The organism is Streptomyces polygonati (assembly GCF_042650325.1).
In the GTDB taxonomy this organism is placed as follows: domain Bacteria; phylum Actinomycetota; class Actinomycetes; order Streptomycetales; family Streptomycetaceae; genus Actinacidiphila; species Actinacidiphila polygonati.
Window position 1 is genome coordinate 372,093 of record NZ_JBHSBB010000013.1, and the last position, 20,551, is coordinate 392,643.

Here is a 20,551-nt window from a genome sequence, read left to right on the forward strand (position 1 = left end):
TCGCGCGACACACCGGGCCGAATTGCGTATGGCGTGTCGCGATCACCCCTACCGTGTAAGGCGTGAGCAGTAGCGGCCTCATCTACGCAGTCATCGTCGGGGCCTGGGCTGCCTATTTGGTGCCGATGTGGCTCCGTAGGCAGGACGAGCTCAACGAAGCGCGTCCGACCGAACGCTTCAGCACCGCCATCCGGCTTCTGTCCGGGCGGGCGGCGATGGAGCGGCGGGTCGCGAAGGCGCGAGGTGAGGGCGTCGATCCCACGGCCGACGAGCAGGAACGCGACGACGACACCGACCCCGTGGGTCCGGTGGACGTCCGGGGCCTCGCTGTGCCCGCGACCGAAGTACGCCGGCCTGCGGCCCGCCCGGCGGCAGCGTCCGCGTCGGCGTCGGGTTCCTCGGTCGTCCCCGCGCCCGGGAGCCCGCGCGCGAAGGTGCTGGCGCGCCGGCGCCGTACCACCACGATGCTGTTCTTCATCTTCACCATCGGAGCCATCGTGGCGGCCGTCGGCGGTGTCGCGCTGCTCTGGGTGCCCGCGATCCCCGCCGTGCTGCTCACCTTCTACATCGGGCAGATGCGCCGTCAGGAGCGCCGTCGCTACGAGGTACGGCTCGACCAGCGGGGCGCGGTCGAGGCCGCACGCCGCTTGAGGGCTCGGTCCGAGGCCCCCGCCGCCGCCCCCCAGGCCGAGCGGCCCGCCGCGCCCCCGGCCCCGCCCGCCGCAGTCGTCCGCACACCCTCGCCGCGTACCGCCGACCGGCGCGCCCTGGTCGAGCAGACCGACCACGCCGAGTGGGTCGACCAGCAGCGCGCCCAGCAGACCGGGGACGACGGCTGGGACCCCGTACCGGTGCCGCTCCCCACCTATGTCACGGCCCCGGTCGCCCCCCGCACTCCGGGCGGTGGCGACCTCGGCGCGGCGGACACCTGGAGTTCCGCCCGCTCCGGGACGACGCCGACCGATCCCGCCACTTCCCGCGAACCCCGTGAGCCCCGGCCGGCCCGCGAGCGCGACCGTGACCAGCAGCCGCCCCCCGCACGCCGCCCGCGCGGCGGACGCACCCCCCTCTTCGACCAGTACGCCGAGGGTGACCGCCCGCGCGCCGCCAACGAGTGATCGTGCTGGGCCGAGCGGCCCGCGTGGACCTGGCGATATCGCGTTCACGATCACCCTCGCGGGGATGCTAGAGTTTTCCTCGTCACAAGGGCCTGTGGCGCAGTCCGGTAGCGCACCTCGTTCGCATCGAGGGGGTCAGGGGTTCGAATCCCCTCAGGTCCACTTTGACTGTCGTACTCCGAACCTGAATCCAGGGGCTGGAGTCGGTTGGCCAAGTGCTTCGAAGATCGCCGTTACCCATCGTGGGGGCGGCGATCTTGCGTTGGCGGAGTGCTGTGCCTTGTCCGCTCTGGAGAACGGGAAGTCGGGTACGTCAGGTAATCAACGAAGCTCACCAATTCCTGGGTCGGAAGCGCGCAAAGCCCCGGTTGGGAGCCCGCGGTCGCTGACGGACACGCAGGCCCGCACACCGCACCCGTTGAGTAGTAGCCCGCCACCCGGGCCGCCCGTACCTGACCATTTCGGCGGCGCATCGTCATCAACCGCCCTGTGCTCGCGGCTCGGTCATCGGCGATGCGGCACGAGGTGTCCTACCTTCCGGGGCGGCACCTGGGTTGCCAACTGCCGTCCCCGGGGGTGCGGAAGGCCGCCGGCTGTCGGCGCGTGCGCCGCGATCCGAGCATGTCGCTCCCGGATCCCACCGATCCTGGACGCGGACGTGACAGAGGTCTGACAATCCGTCCCTATCCTTATGCTCACATCAGGTATTACGCTGCCGCGATTATCGCAACATGCCCGGCTGCTCTCCGCTGATGATAGCGAATGCGGATATCAGCTCGTATGGAAAATGGTGGCGCTGACGGAGACGAAATTCCCATGGCCACAGACAGTGCAACCGGTTGCCGATTGATCTCGACTCTCGCTGGTTATCGATTGGTGTGCGCGATGTGAGGCGCGTCACAACTGAAGGCGATGGAAATAATCGGATGGTCGGGAGAGCTTGAGGTTTCAAGATCTTACGAGGAGCCGTCCATGTCCGCTGACACCCATCTGCTGCCAACCGCCCAGGTCCGCACCAAAGTTCGCGTTCCCCTCCGCTTCCCGGACGGGTGGGCGACGACGGCCGATGTGTTCACCTTCACCGACCTGGCGGACGGGAAGGAGCACCTGGCGCTCGGGCTGGGGGAGTACGCGACGGCGCGGGTGCCGCTGGTGCGGCCGCATTCGGAGTGCCTGACGGGTGATGTGTTCGGCTCCGAGCGGTGCGACTGCGGGCCGCAGCTGCGCGAGGCGGTGGAACGTATCGCCGAGGCCGGTGGCTATCTGCTGTATCTGCGGCAGGAGGGTCGCGGCATCGGCCTTTACGCCAAGCTCGACGCCTACGCGCTGCAGGACCGGGGCCTGGACACCTTTGAGGCGAATCGTGCGCTCGGCCGCGGCGAGGACGAGCGGGACTACGCCGCTGCCGCCCAGATGCTCACCGCGCTCGGGGTCGACCGGATCCGGCTGCTGAGCAACAACCCCGACAAAGCGCGGCAGCTTGTGGCGCTGGGGACGACCGTGGTGGAGCGCGTTCCGACCGGTGTTCACGTATCGCCGTCCAATGTCCATTACCTGCGGGCGAAGGTCGAGCACACCGGGCACACGCTGGCGCTTCCCGCCTGAGTCCGTGTTGCGGCTTATGGGTGGGTCGGCATCGCTTCATGGCGGTGCGGGGGTGATGCGACCCACGATCGAAACGGTGGCGTTTCGATCGCGGGCCGTCTACCCTTCAGGTGTACGACACCGTTTCGACCGGGCGTCGGCGGCTGTACGCGGCCGGCGAACGGAGCAGCGCTCGCAGGTGCCAATAGGCGCCCGGGGCGCTTGATCGCCGCAGGTAGGAGGGCAGGACATGTCGCCGGAGGCAAACGCCGCGCGCCGTAGCCGCCTGACGCCCGAGCGTGAGCGCGAACTCTACGAGGCCGTCGTCGGGCTGCTGCGCGAGGTCGGCTACGAGGCCTTGACGATGGACGCCGTCGCGGCCCGGACCCGTGCCAGCAAGGCCACCCTCTACCGCCAGTGGAAGGGCAAGCCCGAACTCGTCGCCACCGCGCTGCGTCATCTCAAGCCGGTGTCGCCCGCCGACATCGACACCGGGTCGCTGCCCGGCGATCTGCACGAACTCGTCAGGTGTCATGACGAGGGCGAGGTCAAGCGGGACCAGGAGCTGATGCGAGGGCTCGCCCACGCCGCGTTCCAGAACGAGGACTTGTTCCGGGCACTGCGCGAGCTGCTCATCGAGCCGGAACTGGCCAGTTTCCGGGATCTGGTGCAGCGCGCCGTGGACCGGGGCGAGCTGGCCGCCGACAGCCCGGCCCGAGGGTTTCTCCCGCACATGCTCTTCGGCGGTGCGCTGGCGCGTCCGATCATCGAGGGCATCGACCCCGATCCGGAGTACAGCCACCGCTTCATCGACGCCGTGGTCGTCCCGGCGCTGGGTCTGTCATAGGCCGGTAAGCCAGTCGGATCGTATGAGCCGACATTGCCATGGGGGCGACCGGTGGAGGACCGCGTCACCTGCGGCGTTGAGAGTATGTAAAGGTTGTCTCCGGTCCAGGTCAACTACCGGGCGGGGACGTCACGTTCACCTCACAAATGGTCGTCATACATCATTCCGTCGTACGGGACGGCCTAACCTCCGGTGACAGTGAGGCGGCTCATCCGTGACGGGAGACTCGATGACATCCGAGCACATCGGCCGGCTGCGGGCGGCGCTGATCGCCGCGAGCCTGACGATGGTCGCGTTCTGTGCCGGTGACGCGGCGGCGCGGCAGTATCCGTTCGGACCGCGGACCCGTGATGTGAGCGACCTCGGCAACCAGTACATCCCCTTCCACGCCCACTTCTGGGATCTGCTGCACGGCAAGGCGGACGGCGGCTGGCTGCTGAACTGGCAGTCCGGTTACGGCAGCAGCTTCCTGCCGGATTTCGGCACCTATCTGGCGAGCCCGTTCGCGCCGCTGGTCGCGCTGTTCCCCCGGGACCGGATCGACCTGGCCGTCTACGTCATCAGCGTGCTCAAGCTGGGGTCGGCGGCAGCGGCGATGGCGGTGCTGCTGCTCATGCTGCGCCCGGGCCCGCGGTGGGCGGCCGGGATGCTCGGCGCGTCGTACGCGCTGTGCGGCTGGACGCTGATGCTGGCGTCCTACGACCCGATGTGGCTCGACGGACTGATCGCCTTCCCGCTGCTGTGCATGGTCGGGGAGTGGGCGCGGACCGGGCGGCGTCCGATCGCCGGCGTGCTCGTGGTCGCTCTGGCCTGGGCCGCGAACTTCTACACCGCGTACATGGTGACCATCGGTGCCGCACTCTTCCTCGCAGCCCGCCTGCTCACCGAACCGACACCCGCGCCGACGCCGGCACTTGCGTCGGCATCGACATCGCCGTCCGGCAGGCGCCCGCTCACCCCGGGCCGCCACGCCGCGCTCACTTTCGGCCGCGCCGCCCTCACCACACTCCTGGGCGTGGGTCTGACCGCGCCCGTGCTGCTCACCATCGTCAAGGGCACGAAACTCGCCTCCCCCATCTCGCCGGTCGGCTTCCGGCAGATGCCCGTCTCCGACCTGCTGATGCGGCTGCTCCCGGGGACGTACGGCTTCTCCACGCCCTCCACTTACGTGGACACCGCCGCGCTGCTGCTCGCCTTCGTGCTGCCGTTCCATCCCGCGGTGCCGCGCCGGACCCGGATCGTGTGGCCGGTGCTGGTGGTCGTGGTCGCCGCGTCCTTCGACTGGCGGCCGACGCACCTGATGTGGCACGCCTTCACCACGCCGAACGGAAGTCCGTACCGGCAGACCTTCGTGCTCAGCGGGATCATGGTGATCGCCGCCTGGCACTCGGTCGCCCACCGGCTGCCAGGGCCGCGCCAACTGGCCTACGGGGCCGGGCTGATGGGACTGATGACCGCGTTGGTGGCGGTTGACGCGGATCATGGTCTGACCAGCCCGGCGACGTATCCGCTGCTCGCGGTGGGCCTGGTCGCCGCGGTCGGTTCACTGCTTCTGCTGCGGCGGCTGGCCGACAAGGGGATCGTCTCGGTACGGGGCAGCGCGCCCGCGATGCTGGCCGTCGGGGTGCTGCTGGCAACCCAGTTGGGGCAGTCCGCGGTGGGCAACGCCTGGATCGACCACAAACGGCCCGGTCTGATGGACGACTACGCGACGTGGGGGACCCGGCAGAACCTCCAGCGTGAGGCGATCGCGACCTCCGACGCGTGGCCGCGCTACCGCACCGATCCCGGGCGCGAACAGACCGTCGGCAACGACCCGTTGGCGGTCGGCGGCCAGGGTGCGCAGTACTACAGCAGCCTCACCTCGGCCGTGTGGGTGAGCACCCTCGAAGCGCTGGGCGGCGGTTGGACCTCGCACGGCCGCTCTCCGCAGAGCTTCGACAACCCCGTCACCGACGTGATCTTCTCCGTCGGCGCCCGGGTGCACTCACCCGTCGACCCGCACCACGGCGGACCCCCGCAGTCCGCGCCGCCGCCCGTCACCCGGCAGGCGGTGCCGCCGCTGGTGACCGTACGCGCGACGGCGCCGACCGCCGGATACGGCAGATCGCCGTACCGGAACGAGGAGTTGCTGCTCGGCAGCCGCGTCTACACCACCGGCCGGCCCGTACGGCTGACCGACGGCGACGGGCACGCGGTGCGTCCCGGGGCGGACGGCCGCTACCGCGTCCAGGGCGGCCCGCGGCGCACCTACCAGCTGGCCTCGTCCTGCCCTGCGGGGAGCCAACTGTACGTCTGGGCACCGGACTTCACCGGGTCCGTACAGGCCCCGGGAGGTGCGCCCGTCGCGTACTCCGGCCGTACGAGCGGTCACCGCGCGCCCGTTCAGCGGGTCGGGGTCACCCCGGGCGGTGGGAACTTCACCCTGGCGCTGCGCCCCGCGCTGGGCCCCGGCATCCTTGAGAGGGACGGTGTCGGCTGCCTCGACCAGGCACGTCTGACGGCGGCCGAGCAGCGCCTCGCCGCGACCGCCGCCACCCGGGTGGATGTCACCTCCGACGGCATACGGGCCCAACTCCCCTCCGGCGCACGGGGCTACGCGGTGGTGGCCGCGCCGGACATCGCCGGCTGGAGCTGCTCGACGGACGGCGGTACGTCGCGCCCGGCGTCGTCGTACCTCGGACTGCTCGCGGTGCCGCTGGACGGACGTACGAACAGCGTCTCCTGCTCCTTCACTCCGCCCGGGCTGAGGATCGGCGAGGCGGTGGGCGGCGCGTCGTTGCTGGGAGTGGGCGCGCTGGCCGGCTACGGCTGGTGGCGAAGGCGGCGGGGCGCGGACGGCGGGAGCCTGCCGGACCGGCCACGAGCCGAGACGGCGGTGCCGGCCACGCCCTGACTCCGGCCGGCACCGAGCGGGCAGCCGGGTCGGCGCCCCTCCTGTGAGCCCGCTCACACCAACGTGGGCTGTGTGCTTCCCCGTTCGAAGCCCAGCAGCCATTCCTTCCGGTGGAGGCCGCCGCCGTAACCCGTCAGACTGCCGTTCGCCCCGATCACCCGGTGGCACGGCACGATGATGCTGATCGGGTTCTTGCCGTTGGCCAGGCCGACCGCACGCGACGCGCCGGGCTGCCCGAGGATCTGGGCGAGTTCGCCGTACGAGACGGTCTCGCCGTAGGGGATGTCCGACAGCGCCGACCAGACGCGCTGCTGGAACGGCGTCCCGGCGAAGGTGAGTCGGAGGTCGAAGGTGGTGCGGTCGCCGGCGAAGTAGGCCGCCAGTTGTTCCGACACGTCGGCGAACAGCGGGAGTTCGCCGGGTGCGACATACGGCCCGAAGGTCTCCAGGTCCGGGCGGTGGCGGTGGTCGGTCATGTAGAGGCCGGCGAGGGCGCCGTCCCTGGCCACGAGGGTGAGGGGGCCGCAGGGACTGTCCAGTGATGTCTGGACGGTCGTCGTCATCGGGAAGCACCTTTCTTCGTAGGGGATTTGGCCGCCGGGGGAGCTTCCGGCCCGGACGGCGGCAGGATGTTGATCGGATGGTCGCTCGTCGCCCACAGGTACTGCGTGGCGTAGGCGCGCCACGGCTGCCAGGCGGCGGAGTGCCGGAGCAGCGCGGCGGGCGTGGTGGGGAGGCCGAGATCGCGGGCGGCGTACCGTACTCCGAGATCGGTGGCCAGGAAGGCGTCCGGGTCGCCGAGCGCGCGCATCGCGATCGTCTCCACCGTCCATGGGCCGAAACCGGGCAGGGCGGAGAGCCGAGCCCGGGCGCGCTGCCAGTCGCTGCCGACATCGAGGTCCAACTCGTCGTCCACCAGGGCCCGTAGGAGCGCGGACAGGGTCGCCTTGCGGGTCTGCGGCATCGCCAACTCGGCCGGGTCGTGGTCGGCGAGGGCGGCGGGCGAGGGGAACAAGTGGGTGAGGCCGCCCGCCGGGTCCGCGATCGGTTCGCCGTAGGCGGCCACCAGCCGGGCGGCGTGCGTGCGGGCCGCGGCGACGGAGATCTGCTGGCCGAGCACGGCCCGAACCGCGAATTCCGGGCCGTCCGTGACCCGCGGCACCCGCCGTCCCGGCGCCTTGGCGACCAGCGGCGCCAGCAGCGGGTCGGCCGACAGCGAGGCGTCGATGGCCGACGGGTCCGCGTCCAGGTCCAGCATCCGGCGGCAGCGGCTGATCGCCTGCGCCAGGTCTCGCCAGTCGGTGAGCCACAACTGGCAGGCGATGTGCTTGGGTTGGGGCCGCAGAGCCACGATGCCGGGGCCGTTCGGCAGCCGCAGCGTGCGGCGGTACGCGCCGGCTCGCCATTCCTCCACCCCCGGGACCGCGGTGGCGGCGAGGTGGCCGAACAGGTTGTCAGGCGTGAGCGGTCGGCGGAACGGCAGCCGCAGCGCGATCATGCCGGCGGTGGCGGAGGGGCGGCCCTTGGCGAGGCGGGCGCGCAACTCGCCCGGGGACAGCGCGAATACCGCGCGCACGGTGTCGTTGAAGGTGCGGATGCTGGCGAAGCCGGCCGCGAAGGCGACATCGCCCATGGGCATCGTGGTGGTCTCGATCAGCAGCCGGGCGGTCTGCGCGCGCTGCGAGCGGGCGAGCGCGAGCGGCCCCGCGCCGAGTTCGGCCAGCAGCTGGCGCTCGATCTGGCGCTCGCTGTAGCCGAGGCGGGTGGCCAGGCCCGGAACGCCGTCGCGGTCCACCACGCCGTCGGCGATCAGCCGCATGGCGCGGGCCACCAGGTCGGCGCGTTCGTTCCATTGCGGTGAGCCGGGGCTCGCGTCCGGGCGACAGCGCTTGCAGGCGCGAAAGCCGGCCTGCTGGGCCGCCGCGGCGCTGGGGTAGAAGGTCATGTTCTCGGCCTTCGGCGGCACGACCGGGCAGCTGGGGCGGCAGTAGATGCGGGTGGTCAGCACCGCCGTGAAGAACCACCCGTCGAAACGGGCGTCCTTCGACTGGACGGCGCGGACGCAGGCGTCGAAGTCCGTAGGCACCCCACCAGCATCGCGCGTCGTCAGGGGGGTGTGCTAGCGGAAATCCGACATGGAGGTGCGGGGTGAAGGCTTGGCGCGCCGACGGCCACTCGCGCCCTCCCGCGCGACCTTGTCTCCTACGTGTCGTCTAGTCCTTCACCCGGCTGGTGGGCTCGTAGGTGAGGTCCTGATAGTCGGGGTGCCGCTCGATCCAGCCCGTGAAGAACGGGCAGACCGCGACCACGCGCAGGCCCTGGGCGCGGGCGTCGTCCAGGGCGCCGCGGGCGAGGCTGGAGCCGACGCCGTGGCCTTCGTAGGCGTCCTCCACCTCGGTGTGGATGAAGGCGATCACCTCGGGAGTGCGCAGATAGGCGGCGAATCCGGCGAGGTGGTCGCCGATCGTGCCTTCGTAGCGCTGCTCCTGCGGGGCGTCGGTGACGGTGACCTCGCCGATCGTGCTGCGGGTGCTGCCGGGGGCCTCGGGAGCGCCCTGGCCTCCGTCCCCGCTCACGAGCGGTAGTTCTCGACGGTCGACGCGGGGCGTACGCGGGCGCTGCCCGGGTCCTCGCCCGCCTCGGTCAGGGCGCGACGCTGACGCAGCAGGTCCCAGCACTGATCGAGTTCGCGTTCGATGGCGGCCAGGCGCTCCTTCTCGGTCTCACCGTCTATACCACCGTCGGTCAGCAGGTCCCGCAGAATCTTCTCGTCGGCGACCATCTTGCTGATCCGGCCGAGGATGGCGTGTTCGGCGCCGGCGTCGTTGGGCTCTTGCACGGGAACCTCCGGGTCGATGAAGGACGGCGTTGCGCTGTCGTGGTGCCGCCCCCTCCCACTCTTGCAGGTCGGGCGGTGGAATGCGCGGGGTGGGGGCTATTCCTGGGCGTCGCCGCGCTCGCCGCTGGCCGCCTCGTCCCTCTTGTCCTCCTTCTCGCCGGGTCCGAGGCCGTCGTCGCGGCGCGACACGCCGTGTCCGGCGCCCGGCTCGCGGCTTCCGACCGCGCCCTCGGGGGCATCGGTCCCGGTCGGCTGCGCGCGCTCGCGCATCCAGGTGGCGATCTCGGCCCGCACCCGGCGGTCCATCGCCAGCGACATCTCGGCGTCGACGATGTTCTTGGCCAGCGGGCGCAGCCTCTGCAGCGACTCGGAGATGCGGTGGGCCTCCCCGGGCGGCATACGGTCCAGCGGGCCGAGTACGTGCTCCTTGATGACCTGCGTGAACAGCTCCGCGAGCGCGTCCACGTGGTCGCGTACGTCGCGGCCGGCCGCCAGCACGGCGGCCAGCGGGACCCCCTCGCGCACCAGGGCGGCCGAGGCGTCCAGCAGGCGGCGGCTGATGTGCACGACGTTCTCACCGTCGACCGCGATATAGCCGATCTTCAGGGCGGCGGCGAGGTTGTCCGGGCTGACGTGCGCGCCGAAGTAAGTGGCGAGCTCCTGGGGCGTGAGCCTTACCGGGGTCTCGTCGGACCAGGGGGTGGCGAGGGCGCCCTCCAGGCCGAGGAGCTCGGCCACGCCGTCGAGGGTACGGCCGGTCTCCCAGGCCCCGATGAGTTCGGCGATGCCGCCCAGGGTGTGGCCGCGCTCCAGCAAGGCCGCGATGGTGCGCAGTCGGGCGAGGTGATCCTCGGAATACCAGGCGATACGACCGGCCCGGCGCGGGGGTGGCAGCAGGCGGCGCTCGCGGTAGAAGCGGAGGGTGCGGACCGGGATGCCGGCGACTTCGGCGAGCTCTTGCACGCGGTATTCGCGCGGTGCGGCGGTGCGGGGGTGATCGGCGAGGGCTTCTGTGGGCCGATTGTCCGACTGATCCGACGTGGCGGTGGGGATGGCGGCGGGGTTGCCGCCGCTGCCGTCGGCCCGTGCGTCCGTGCCGTTGTCGTCCACCTGACCAGCCTATGGGGTGCGGAAACGGTTCCTCTTCGTCGCACGCGCTCCCGGTCGGCTGATCGGTCGGTCGGCTCATCGGCTCATCGGCTGGTCGGGCGAGCAGGTTGCGCCGAGTTGCTCCTACTGAACGGTAATAACTTCGGTCGCCCCTCTACCGCCGGTAACCCTCGCGGCCTACAGTCCTCCTGTATGACTGCGCCAGTGATTACTGGCGCGGTTGATCGGACGGACGGCTGGCTCGGGCCGATGGCTGATCCGATGAGCGGATGGTCCGGACGCGGTGGAAGCAACAGGTCACACGGACGCAGGGACGCAACGAAGGGCGGTGCCATGCACGGCGACCTCGAACACGTGCGGGTGGCGGTGATCGGATCCGGCTTCGGCGGGCTGGGGGCCGGGGTGCGGCTCCGGAGGGAAGGCGTCACCGACTTCGTGATCCTGGAGCGGGCGGACGCGGTGGGCGGCACCTGGCGCGACAACAGCTACCCGGGCTGCGCCTGCGACGTCCCCTCCCACCTCTACTCGTTCTCCTTCGCCCCCGAGCCCGACTGGCCGCGCACCTTCTCCGGGCAGGAACACATACGCGCCTACCTCGAAAGGGTGACTGACACCTTTGGGCTGCGGCCGCATCTGCGGTTCGGCGCGGAGGTGCGGCAGGCCCGCTGGGACGGAGATGCCCAGCGCTGGCACCTGGTGACGGCCGCCGGCGAGTTGACCGCCGATGTGGTGGTCTCGGCAACGGGGGCGCTGTCCGACCCGAAGATCCCGGACATCCCGGGGATCGAGGACTTCCCGGGGCGGGTCTTCCACTCCTCGCGCTGGGAGCACGACTACGACCTGGCGGGCAAACGGGTGGCGATGGTCGGCACGGGTGCCTCGGCGATCCAGATCGTGCCGGCGATCCAGCCGGAGGTCGGGCGGCTGATCGTCATCCAGCGGACCCCGCCCTGGGTGATGCCGCGGATGGACCGGCCGATCGGCGCGGTCGAGCGGCGGCTGCACGGCGCGGTGCCGGGGTCGGCGAAGGTGCGGCGCGGGCTGTTGTGGCTGATCCGGGAGTTCCAGGTCGGCGCCTTCGTGAAGCGGCCGAAGCTGATGAAGGCGGCGGAGGGGATCGCCCGCGGCCATCTGCGGCGGTCGGTGAAGGACCCGGCGCTGCGGGCCCGGCTCACTCCCGACTACACGATCGGCTGCAAGCGCATCCTGCTGTCCAACGACTATTATCCGGCGCTCGCCCGGCCGAACACCGAGGTCATCACGTCCGGACTGGTGGAGGTGCGGGGGTCGTCGGTGGTGACGGCGGACGGCAGCGAGCGGGAAGTCGATGCGATCATCTTCGGAACCGGCTTTCATGTGACAGATATGCCGATCGGTGATCGGGTCATCGGTGCGGACGGACACACGCTCAGCGAGCACTGGAAGAACGGCATGGCGGCGCTGCGCGGTTGCACGGTCGACGGGTTTCCCAATTTCCTGTTCATCGTCGGACCCAACACCGGCCTCGGGAACAGCTCGATGATCCTGATGATCGAATCATCACTCAACTACGTCGCTGATTATCTGCGTACGCTGTTGCGTTCGGGTGGCGCGGCGCTCGACGCCAAGCCGGCCGCGGTGAAGGCGTGGAACATGGAGATTCAGCGGCGGGCCGCCCGGACCGTCTGGAACACCGGCGGCTGCCGGAGCTGGTATCTGGACGCCAGCGGGCGGAACACGACGGCCTGGCCGGGCACCACCGCGGAGTTCCGCCGGGCGACGCGGCAGTTGGATTTGTCGGAGTACGAGGTGCTGGCGCCGGTCGACGCTGCCGCGCCCGCCGTGGAGGCGATGTCATGAGTCAGCCGTACGAGGCGGTGCCGGCCCGTCGTGAACTGACCGCGGTCTCCGCTGACGGGACCCGGATCCATGTCGAGGAGTACGGACCGGCCGATGGTCCCACCGTCATCCTGTCGCACGGCTGGACCTGCTCGACCCTTTTCTGGGCGCCGGTCGTGCGGCTGTTGGCGGATGATCACCGGGTTGTCGCCTACGACCAGCGCGGGCACGGTCGCAGCGCCGCGCCGGTCGACCCCAGGGGTTACGGGACCAGGGTCCTGGCCGATGATCTGCAAGCCGTACTGGAGGCGGTCGTCCCGAAAGGCGAACGTGCGGTATTGGCCGGGCACTCGATGGGCGGTATGACGATCATGGCGGCGTCCGGACGGCGCGCCGTGCGCGAGCGTACGGCCGCCGTCCTGCTCGCCAGCACCGGCAGCAGCCGGCTGCTGAGGTCCACCGAAGTACTGCCCCCACGGGTGAGTTCGCGGTGGCTGCGGCGGTTCTTTCACCGGCAGTTGCTCATTTCGCGCATGCCACTCGGACGGGTGACGCCGCTGTCGAAGGCGGCGCTGAAGTACGGGGTGCTGAACCCGGACGCGACGCCCGAGCAGGTCGACTTCACCGCGCGGATCGTGCATGCCTGCCGGGCGCGGCACCGTTCGGCGTGGGGGCAGGTGCTCGCCGTGCTCGACCTGGACGCGGAGCTGGCGGAGGTCACCGCGCCGACCGCGATCCTGGTCGGCACCGCCGACAAGCTCACCCCCCGGGTGCACGCGCGCGGGATGGCCGCCGCGCTGCCGCGACCCGCCGGGCTCACCGAACTCCCGGGTCTGGGTCATATGACACCCATAGAAGACCCGCCGGCTGTCGAGCGGGTGATACGGGAACTGGTCGCTGCTCATCTGACGGCCGGTTTGTCGGAGGAGGCTACGGGCGGTCCGGTGCGAGCCGCGTCCGTGCACGCGCCCACGACCGCCGCGGAGGAGACAAACGCATGAGTGGATCATCTTTGGACGGCCAGGTCGTGGTGGTCACCGGCGCGGCCCGGGGGGTGGGCGCCGCGCTGGCCGGCGAACTGGCCGCGCGGGGCGCCCGCCTGGCTTTGGTGGGACTCGAACCCGATGAGCTGAAGAACGTGGCCGAGGCACTTGGCCGGGACGCCGCCCACTGGACCGCGGACGTCACCGATCGGGTGAGGATGGCGGCGGTCGCCGAGGAGGTCGTCGCGCACTTCGGGCGGGTCGACGTGGTGGTCGCCAACGCCGGTGTCGCCATGGGAGGTCCGTTCCTCGACTCCGACCCCGACGCCTTCGACCGGGTGATACAGGTCAACCTGCTGGGCAGTATCGCCACCGCCCGGGCCTTTCTGCCCGCGCTGATCGCCTCGCGGGGCTATCTTCTGCAGATCGCATCGCTCGCCGCGCTCACCCCCTCGCCCATGATGGCCGCCTATTGCGCCAGCAAGTCGGGGGTGGAGGCGTTCGCGCACAGCCTGCGCGCCGAAGTCGGCTATCTGGGCGTCAAAGTCGGCGTCGGCTATCTCAGCTGGACCGACACGGACATGGTGCGTGGCGCGGACGAGGACGAGGCGCTGCGCGAGATGCGCGCCAAGTTGCCTGGGCCCGCCGGCCGGACCTATCCGCTGGGGCCGGCCGTGGAGCGGATTGCGGCCGGCATCGTAAGACGATCACCTCATGTGTACGCGCAGTGGTGGCTGCGCGGAATGCAGCCGGTGCGCGGCCTTCTGCCGTCCGTCATCGGCGGGGCGCTGGGCCAGCGCGAAATGCGCCGCGCGCAACCGGCGCTGGCCCGGCGTGCGGGAGTGCGACGGGGTCTGGTGGGCAGCGGAGGGGCCGCCGATGAGACGGCCAGATCGTCCGACCATCACACACAGTCACAGTAATCACTCGCTGACCTGGGGTTATTCTCCCAAGATGCGAGGGTCATCCCATCATGTAAATCTTGTCGAGGCCCCAACCCCCCAAAGAAACTCCAGGAGGAGTCACCATGGGTGCTTTCGACCAGTTCAAGGACCAGGCCGACGAGTCCGCCGACAAGCGCAGGACTCCGGCCGGCAACAGGCGCAACAAGGCGGCCGGCGTGGACAACCCCGGGCAGATGGAGCGCGGGCAGCGGCAGGACGGGCAGCAGCGTCGTACCGGGGTCCAGGACGACCCGCGCGAGCGGATGGGCGCCGAGTCGGACGAGCAGGGCGACCTGGTCTGACGCCGTCCTGAACGGTCGCCGCTGTGATGTGTCGTTGACGCGGATGCCGGGCGAACACCGTGACCCGGGAAGGGGCACCCCAGCTGGGGTGCCCCTTCTTCGTACCGCGCGGCTGAGGCCCTCAGCGCGGGGGGAGTTGGGGGCGGGCCCGGTTGGGGCGGTCGGAGAGGTCGGGGGGAACGGCGGCGGGATGGTCGTCCAGCAGGGACAGGGCCGTGCGGACCGCCACTTCGAGTTGGCCCTGACGGCCCTCGGCCCAGTCCAGAGGGGTCCGCAGGCTCTCGATGTCCGGGGCGACTCCGTGGTTCTCGACGGACCACCCGTAGGCCTCGAACCAGGCGGCGTTCATCGGGACGGTGATGACGGTCCTGTCGCCGAGGCGGTGGCGGCCGGTGATGCCGACCACGCCTCCCCAGGTGCGCTGGCCCACCACCGGCCCGATGTCGAGGAGTTGGAAGGCGGCGGTGATCATGTCGCCGTCGGAGGAGGTGGCTTCGTCGGCGATGGCGACGATGGGGCCGCGCGGGGCGCTGCCGGCGTAGGAGACCGGCTGCGCGTTGCGGGTGAGGTCCCAGCCGAGGACCGTGCGGGTGAGCTTTTCGATGACCAGCTCGCTGATGTTGCCGCCGGCGTTGCCGCGGACGTCGACGAGCAGGGCCTCGTAGGCGACCTCCTTGCGCAGGTCGCGGTTGAACTGCGCCCAGCCGGAGCCGCCCAGGTCCGGGATGTGCAGATAGCCGCAGCGCCCGCCGCTGAGCTGGCGCACGACGGCGCGGCGGCGCGAGACCCAGTGCTGATACCGCAGGGTGCGCTCGTTCACCAGCGGGACGACGGCCACCCGGCGGGCCGGGCCGCGGCCGTCCGGCGGGATGAAGGTCAGCTCGACGGTGGTGCCGCCCGCTCCGGCCAGCAGCGGGTACGGGCCCGTGTGCGGGTCGACCGGCCGGCCGTCGACGTGGGTGAGGACCGCGCCCTCGCGGATGCCCGTGCCGGCCAGCGGCGAGCGGGCCTTGGAGTCCGAGGATTCGCCGGGCAGGATGCGCGCGACCGTCCACGTGCCGTCCTTGTGGTGCTGGAAGTCCGCGCCGAGCAGGCCGATGGGGCGCTGGTAGTGGGGCGGGCCCTCGTTGCGGCGGGCGGGCTGGACATAGGCGTGCGAGGTGCCGAGCTCGCCCAGGACTTCGCGCAGCAGGTCGGCGAACTCGTCGGGGGTGGCCACGTGTTCGACCAGCGGCCGGTACTGGTCGAGGATGGCGGGCCAGTCCACGCCGCACATGTCGGGCGCCCAGAAGTAGTCGCGGATCAGGCGGCCGGCCTCGGCGTAGGACTGGCGCCACTCGGCGGCCGGCTCGACCTCGTGCAGGATGCGGCGCATGTCGACATAGACGGTGGAGTCGTCGTCGCCGCGCTCGGTGGCGGGGATCACGCCGAGTTCGCCCTCGTCGAAGACGGCCAGCCGCCGGCCGTCGCCGCTGACGGCGAACCAGTCCATATGGCGAACGAGTTCGGTCCGCTTGGACTTGGCGAGGCTGAAGAACTCCAGGGTGGGGCGGGAGGACGGGTCGCTCGGGTTGACGAAGGTCTCGCCGAGGGCGCCGGAGATCGGCCAGCGCAGCCAGACCAGGCCGCCCTGCACCGGTTCCAGCGACGAGTACTTCGACGCGGGGACGGGGAAGGGCGTGACCCGGTCGGGCAGTCCTTCCGCCTCCACGACCACCGGGCCGTCGCCGCCGCTCTCGATCGGGTCCAGGCCGGTACCGACCGGGCTGCCTTCCACACGGAGCGCGAAGGGGGAGGCCGTCGCGGAGTTCAGCGGTACGAGGTAGGGGCGCGAACCCAGCGGGAACGACAAGTCGCCGGTGTGAACGTCGTACACCGGATCGAAGCCGCGCCAGGACAGGAACGCGAGATAGCAGCCGTCGCGGGTGAAGACAGGCTGTTCATCCTCAAAGCGGCCGTTGGTGACGTCGATGATCGTATGGTCGGCGAGTCGGGCGATCTTGATGGAGCGCAGCGAGCGGCCGACGCCCGGGTGCGACCAGGTGAGCCAGGCCGAGTCGGGGGAGAAGGCCAGGTCGCGGACCGGGCCGTTGGTGGAACGGATCAGTTCCACCACCTCGTCGGGCGATGATCCGCTGGTAGGACCGGCGGCCGGTGTCGTCGCCGTCGCCTCACCGGCCCGGTCACTGCCACGTCGGGCGTCGCCATCCGCGCTGCTGCCGCCGTCGCCCCCGGCCGTACCTTCCGCCGGGTTCCGGTCGGACGACCCACTGCCGGACGACCCACTGCCGGAAGACCCGTTGTCGGAGGACCCGTTCGACGACCCGTTGTACGACGACCGGTCGTACGAAGAGCTGCTGTACGACGATCCGTTGGAGGACGCCCCGTTGTCCGACAAGCTTTCGTACGACGATCCTTCCGATGCCGACCCGTCACCCGCACCGGTGGTGACGAGCAGCAGGCGGCCGTCGTTCGAGGCCACGGCGAGGGTGGCCCCGTCGGGGGAGGAGACCAGTTCCTGCACCCGGCCAAGGCGGCCGACGGCGAGCAGGGCGGGGGAGTCGGCGGTGGGAGGCGTGCCGTTGCCGGTGTCCTCCTGCTGCCCGTCGCCCCACCGGGTGGAGCCGGTACGCGAGCCGTTACGTGAGCCGGTGCGCGCGGCGTCCCGGGAGGACGCCCCCACACCGGCCGGAGTCGTGGCCAGGTCGGCCGTCACCTCGTCGAGTGAGGCCGGCTCGCGGGTCAGTGCCCGGGACGCCCGCCCCGGCAGTTGCGCCAGCTCTATCCCGTCCTCGCCGCCCGCGTCCGTGACGTAGGCGACCAGGCCCGTGTCGCCCAGCATCACCGGCAGCCGCACCCGGGAGCCGGGTACGTCGGAGATGGTGCGGGCGGGGCCGTCGCGGTGGGTGAGCCAGTAGAGGCTGCCGCGGACGCATACCGCGCTCGCCCGGCCGGTGCGGTCGATGGCCAGGCTGTCCAGGTTCGCGGCGGCGGGCACCTGGTAGGGGCGGCGGCCGCTGCGGGGACCGCCGAGCCGGAGGTCCAGGCGGCGTGGACGGGCGTCCGGCGCCAGGCTCTCGACCAGCCACAGTTCGCCCGCGCACTGGTAGACCACCCGCCGGCCGTCGGTGGCGGCGCTGCGGGCGTAGAAGTCGGCGTGGTCGGTGTGCCGCCGCAGGTCCGTGCCGTCGTGGAGGCAGGAGTAGAGGTTGCCGACGCCCTCGTGGTCGGAGAGGAAGGCGATCCGGTCGGCGACGAACATCGGGGAGGCGAGATGGCCGGCCAGATCGGGGACCAGGCGCTCGCCGTGCAGCCACAGCCGGCCGGTGGCGCCGCCCCGGTAGCGCTTCCAGGCGTGCGGTTCGTGCGGCGGGGTGCCGGTGAGCAGCAGGGTGCGGCGTTCGCCGTCGTCGCAGTCGTGCACGGCGATGTCGGAGACGGGACCCCAGGGGAGGGGCCCGCCGGGCCCGCACTCGGTGTGCCGGGGCACGCTGTGCGCCCAGGTGTGATATGCGAACGGTTGACCGTGTGACGATACGGCCAGCACATCACCGTCCGGCGACCACGAACACACCCGGGTGTCGGAGCTGCCCCAGTAGGTGAGGCGGCGCGGGGTGCCGCCGTCCACCGGAACGAGGTACACCTCGGGGTCCAGGCTGCGCCAGGTGGTGAATGCGATGGTCGTACCGTCGGGTGAGAAGCGCGGCATCCCCACCCGGGTACGGTCCGCCGTCACCCGCCAGGCCCGTCCGGGTGACCCGCCGGGCGCCCCGAGCGGGGCCACCCAGATGTCGTCCTCGGCGGCGAAGCAGAGCAGGTCGCCGTGCAGGTGCGGGAACCGGAGATACGCGGCATCGCTCATCTCCCCCATGGTTCGGGCCACCCGCCCGCACAGCAACTTTTGCCCGCCTTTGCGCCCCCGCGGCGCACCGGTCCGCTGCCCGTGCGCCCCGCCGCTGATGTCCCCGACCCTCACTCCCGGCCGCGCCCCGGCCGGGGCTCCCCGCCGCCCGACCCCCCGGCCGTGCCCCGCGCCCCGACCGCCCACCCGAAAACCGGCCCACCCGAAAACCGGCCCACCCGAAAACCGGCCCACCTGAAAGCCCGCCCACCTGAAAGCCCGCCCACCTGAAAGCCCGCCCACCCGAAGAACCGCAGAACCCACCCCGACGAACCCCCTGACCCGCCGCGCCCGCTCCGCTAACGTGCTACCGACGGGTAGGCAGGCACCGGGAGGGGCGAGCCGATGGCAGCGCAGGACGCGGACGTCGTGGTGGTGGGCGCGGGACTGGCCGGGCTGGTCGCCACCGCCGAGCTGGCCGAGGCCGGGCGGAAGGTGATCCTGGTCGACCAGGAGCCGGAGGTCTCGCTCGGCGGGCAGGCGTTCTGGTCGTTCGGCGGACTGTTCCTGGTGGACTCGCCCGAGCAGCGCCGGATGCGGATCAAGGACAGTACGGAACTGGCCCTCCAGGACTGGCTGGGCACCGCCGGCTTCGACCGCCCCGAGGACCACTGGCCGCGCCGCTGGGCCGAGGCTTACGTCCACTTCGCCGCCGGCGAGAAGCGGGCCTGGCTGCGCGAGCGGGACGTGAAGCTCTTCCCCGTGGTCGGCTGGGCGGAGCGCGGCGGCCTGCTGGCGACAGGTCCGGGCAACAGCGTGCCGCGCTTCCACATCACCTGGGGGACCGGTCCCGGCGTCGTCGCCCCGTTCGCACGGCGGGTCCGGGACGCGGTCGCGGCGGGCCGGGTCGAGCTGCGCTTCCGGCACCGGGTGACCGGGCTGACGAAGACGGCCGGCGCGATCGACGGAGTGAGCGGTGAGGTGCTGGTGCCCTCCGGTATCGAGCGCGGGCAGGCCAGTTCCCGGGAGACGGCGGGGGAGTTCGCCCTCAGGGCGCAGGCGGTGATCGTCACCAGCGGAGGCATCGGCGGCAACCACGAGCTGGTGCGCGCCGCCTGGCCGCCGCGCCTTGGCACGCCGCCGGCCCGGCTGCTGTCGGGCGTCCCCGCGCATGTGGACGGCCTGATGCTGGGCATAGCCGAGTCGGCCGGCGCCTCCGGGATCAACGGCGACCGGATGTGGCACTACACCGAGGGCATCGAGAACTGGAACCCGGTCTGGGCCCGCCACGGCATCCGCATCCTGCCCGGTCCGTCCTCGCTCTGGCTGGACGCGACGGGCCGCCGGCTGCCGGTGCCCTACTTCCCGGGCTTCGACACGCTCGGCACCCTCGAACACATCATGCGCACCGGCCACGAGTACACATGGTTCGTCCTCACCCAGAGGATCATCGAGAAGGAGTTCGCGCTGTCGGGCTCCGAGCAGAACCCCGATCTCACCGGCAGGAGCGTCCGCGAGGTGCTGAAGCGGGCGCTGCCGGGCGCCCCCGGGCCGGTCGAGGCGTTCAAGGAGCACGGCGTGGACTTCGTGGTCGAGCGCGAACTCGGCGCGCTCGTCAAGGGAATGAACGCGGTAACGGGTGAAGGGCTCATCGACGAGGCCGAGTTGCGGCGCGAGATCGAGGCGCGCGACCGGGAGGTCGCCAACGCGTACAGCAAGGACCTCCAGATCACCGCGATCCGGGGCGCCCGCAACTACCTCGGGGACAAGCTGGTCCGTACCGCGTCCCCGCACCGCCTGCTGGACCCGAAGGCGGGTCCGCTGATCGCGGTCCGGCTGCACGTCCTGACCCGCAAGTCGCTGGGCGGGCTGGAGACCGACCTCGACGGGCGCGTACTCGCCCCGGGCCGGGGCGATGCGCGCGGCGAGCCGCTGCCGGGCCTGTACGCGGCCGGGGAGGCGGCCGGTTTCGGCGGCGGCGGGATGCACGGCTACCGGTCCCTCGAAGGCACGTTCCTGGGCGGCTGCCTGTTCTCCGGCCGCACGGCGGGCCGGGCGGCGGCGCGCGCCACCGCCTGACCCCGCGGGGGCCGCACCGGGCGCCGGGGGCGGGTCGTCAACGGCCGCCAACTACCCACCGGATGTGGCTCCTTCAGCCGTTGTCCTGCTTCAAGCATTGACAGGATCTGGACGCCTGCCCACTATGGGAGCGCTCCCACATTAAGAGTGTGTAACCCGCCCGTGAACCATCGCACCACCTCCCACGACC

Annotated in this window: 15 protein-coding genes and 1 tRNA gene; 10 read left to right on the forward strand and 6 right to left on the reverse strand. The window is 71.4% G+C overall.

Annotated features, from left to right (window positions below; genetic code table 11):
• The first annotated feature begins 62 nt into the window (after positions 1-62).
• The 5 genes from sepX to ACFO3J_RS19875 all read left to right on the forward strand — a co-directional run bounded on the left by sepX (position 63) and on the right by ACFO3J_RS19875 (position 6,445).
• The gene (gene sepX / locus ACFO3J_RS19855) at positions 63-1,118 is read left to right on the forward strand and encodes a divisome protein SepX/GlpR (RefSeq protein ID WP_386430797.1); all 1,056 of its coding nucleotides are present in this window, start codon (positions 63-65) and stop codon (positions 1,116-1,118) included.
• 88 nt (positions 1,119-1,206) lie between these two features.
• Positions 1,207-1,280, forward strand: a tRNA-Ala gene (locus ACFO3J_RS19860).
• Positions 1,281-2,090: 810 nt separating this feature from the next.
• Positions 2,091-2,723, forward strand: coding sequence for a GTP cyclohydrolase II (locus tag ACFO3J_RS19865; protein WP_386430798.1), 633 nt, complete (start codon positions 2,091-2,093; stop codon positions 2,721-2,723).
• Positions 2,724-2,952: 229 nt separating this feature from the next.
• Positions 2,953-3,549: a TetR/AcrR family transcriptional regulator gene (locus ACFO3J_RS19870; protein WP_386430799.1), complete on the forward strand. Its 597-nt coding sequence runs from the start codon at positions 2,953-2,955 to the stop codon at positions 3,547-3,549.
• A 229-nt stretch (positions 3,550-3,778) separates the two neighbouring features.
• On the forward strand, positions 3,779-6,445 hold the full coding sequence (locus tag ACFO3J_RS19875; protein WP_386430800.1) for a YfhO family protein: 2,667 nt from the start codon (positions 3,779-3,781) through the stop codon (positions 6,443-6,445).
• Positions 6,446-6,498: 53 nt separating this feature from the next.
• Here the strand turns inward: ACFO3J_RS19875 and ACFO3J_RS19880 are convergent, their stop codons facing one another.
• From ACFO3J_RS19880 to ACFO3J_RS19900, 5 genes are all read right to left on the reverse strand, one after another.
• Positions 6,499-7,008, reverse strand: a complete 510-nt coding sequence (locus ACFO3J_RS19880; RefSeq protein WP_386430801.1) for a methylated-DNA--[protein]-cysteine S-methyltransferase — start codon at positions 7,006-7,008, stop codon at positions 6,499-6,501.
• Positions 7,005-8,531 carry an AlkA N-terminal domain-containing protein gene (locus ACFO3J_RS19885; protein ID WP_386430802.1) on the reverse strand — a complete coding sequence of 509 codons (1,527 nt, stop codon included), beginning with the start codon at positions 8,529-8,531 and terminating at the stop codon, positions 7,005-7,007. The genes ACFO3J_RS19880 and ACFO3J_RS19885 overlap by 4 nt, the downstream gene beginning before the upstream one ends.
• Before the next feature lie 127 nt (positions 8,532-8,658).
• Positions 8,659-8,964, reverse strand: coding sequence for a GNAT family N-acetyltransferase (locus ACFO3J_RS19890; protein WP_386431049.1), 306 nt, complete (start codon positions 8,962-8,964; stop codon positions 8,659-8,661).
• A 53-nt stretch (positions 8,965-9,017) separates the two neighbouring features.
• Complete coding sequence (locus ACFO3J_RS19895) at positions 9,018-9,284, reverse strand: DUF2630 family protein (protein WP_386430803.1); 267 nt, start codon at positions 9,282-9,284, stop codon at positions 9,018-9,020.
• Between the two features lie 96 nt (positions 9,285-9,380).
• Complete coding sequence (locus ACFO3J_RS19900; RefSeq protein ID WP_386431051.1) at positions 9,381-10,247, reverse strand: MerR family transcriptional regulator; 867 nt, start codon at positions 10,245-10,247, stop codon at positions 9,381-9,383.
• Positions 10,248-10,727: 480 nt separating this feature from the next.
• Between ACFO3J_RS19900 and ACFO3J_RS19905 the strand changes: the two genes are divergently transcribed.
• The 4 genes from ACFO3J_RS19905 to ACFO3J_RS19920 all read left to right on the forward strand — a co-directional run bounded on the left by ACFO3J_RS19905 (position 10,728) and on the right by ACFO3J_RS19920 (position 14,441).
• Positions 10,728-12,233 (forward strand): flavin-containing monooxygenase, encoded by a 1,506-nt coding sequence (locus ACFO3J_RS19905; protein WP_386430804.1) that lies wholly within the window; start codon positions 10,728-10,730, stop codon positions 12,231-12,233.
• Positions 12,230-13,213, forward strand: a complete 984-nt coding sequence (locus tag ACFO3J_RS19910; protein WP_386430805.1) for an alpha/beta fold hydrolase — start codon at positions 12,230-12,232, stop codon at positions 13,211-13,213. The genes ACFO3J_RS19905 and ACFO3J_RS19910 overlap by 4 nt, the downstream gene beginning before the upstream one ends.
• Positions 13,210-14,118 carry an SDR family oxidoreductase gene (locus tag ACFO3J_RS19915; protein ID WP_386430806.1) on the forward strand — a complete coding sequence of 303 codons (909 nt, stop codon included), beginning with the start codon at positions 13,210-13,212 and terminating at the stop codon, positions 14,116-14,118. Before ACFO3J_RS19910 ends, ACFO3J_RS19915 begins: the two co-directional genes overlap by 4 nt.
• Positions 14,119-14,222: 104 nt before the next feature.
• On the forward strand, positions 14,223-14,441 hold the full coding sequence (locus ACFO3J_RS19920) for a hypothetical protein (protein ID WP_386430807.1): 219 nt from the start codon (positions 14,223-14,225) through the stop codon (positions 14,439-14,441).
• A 121-nt stretch (positions 14,442-14,562) separates the two neighbouring features.
• Here the strand turns inward: ACFO3J_RS19920 and ACFO3J_RS19925 are convergent, their stop codons facing one another.
• Positions 14,563-18,303, reverse strand: a complete 3,741-nt coding sequence (locus ACFO3J_RS19925) for a S41 family peptidase (RefSeq protein ID WP_386430808.1) — start codon at positions 18,301-18,303, stop codon at positions 14,563-14,565.
• Between the two features lie 384 nt (positions 18,304-18,687).
• Here ACFO3J_RS19925 and ACFO3J_RS19930 point away from each other — a divergent pair, with 384 nt between their 5' ends.
• Positions 18,688-20,361, forward strand: a complete 1,674-nt coding sequence (locus tag ACFO3J_RS19930; RefSeq protein WP_386430809.1) for an FAD-binding dehydrogenase — start codon at positions 18,688-18,690, stop codon at positions 20,359-20,361.
• Positions 20,362-20,551: the final 190 nt, after the last annotated feature.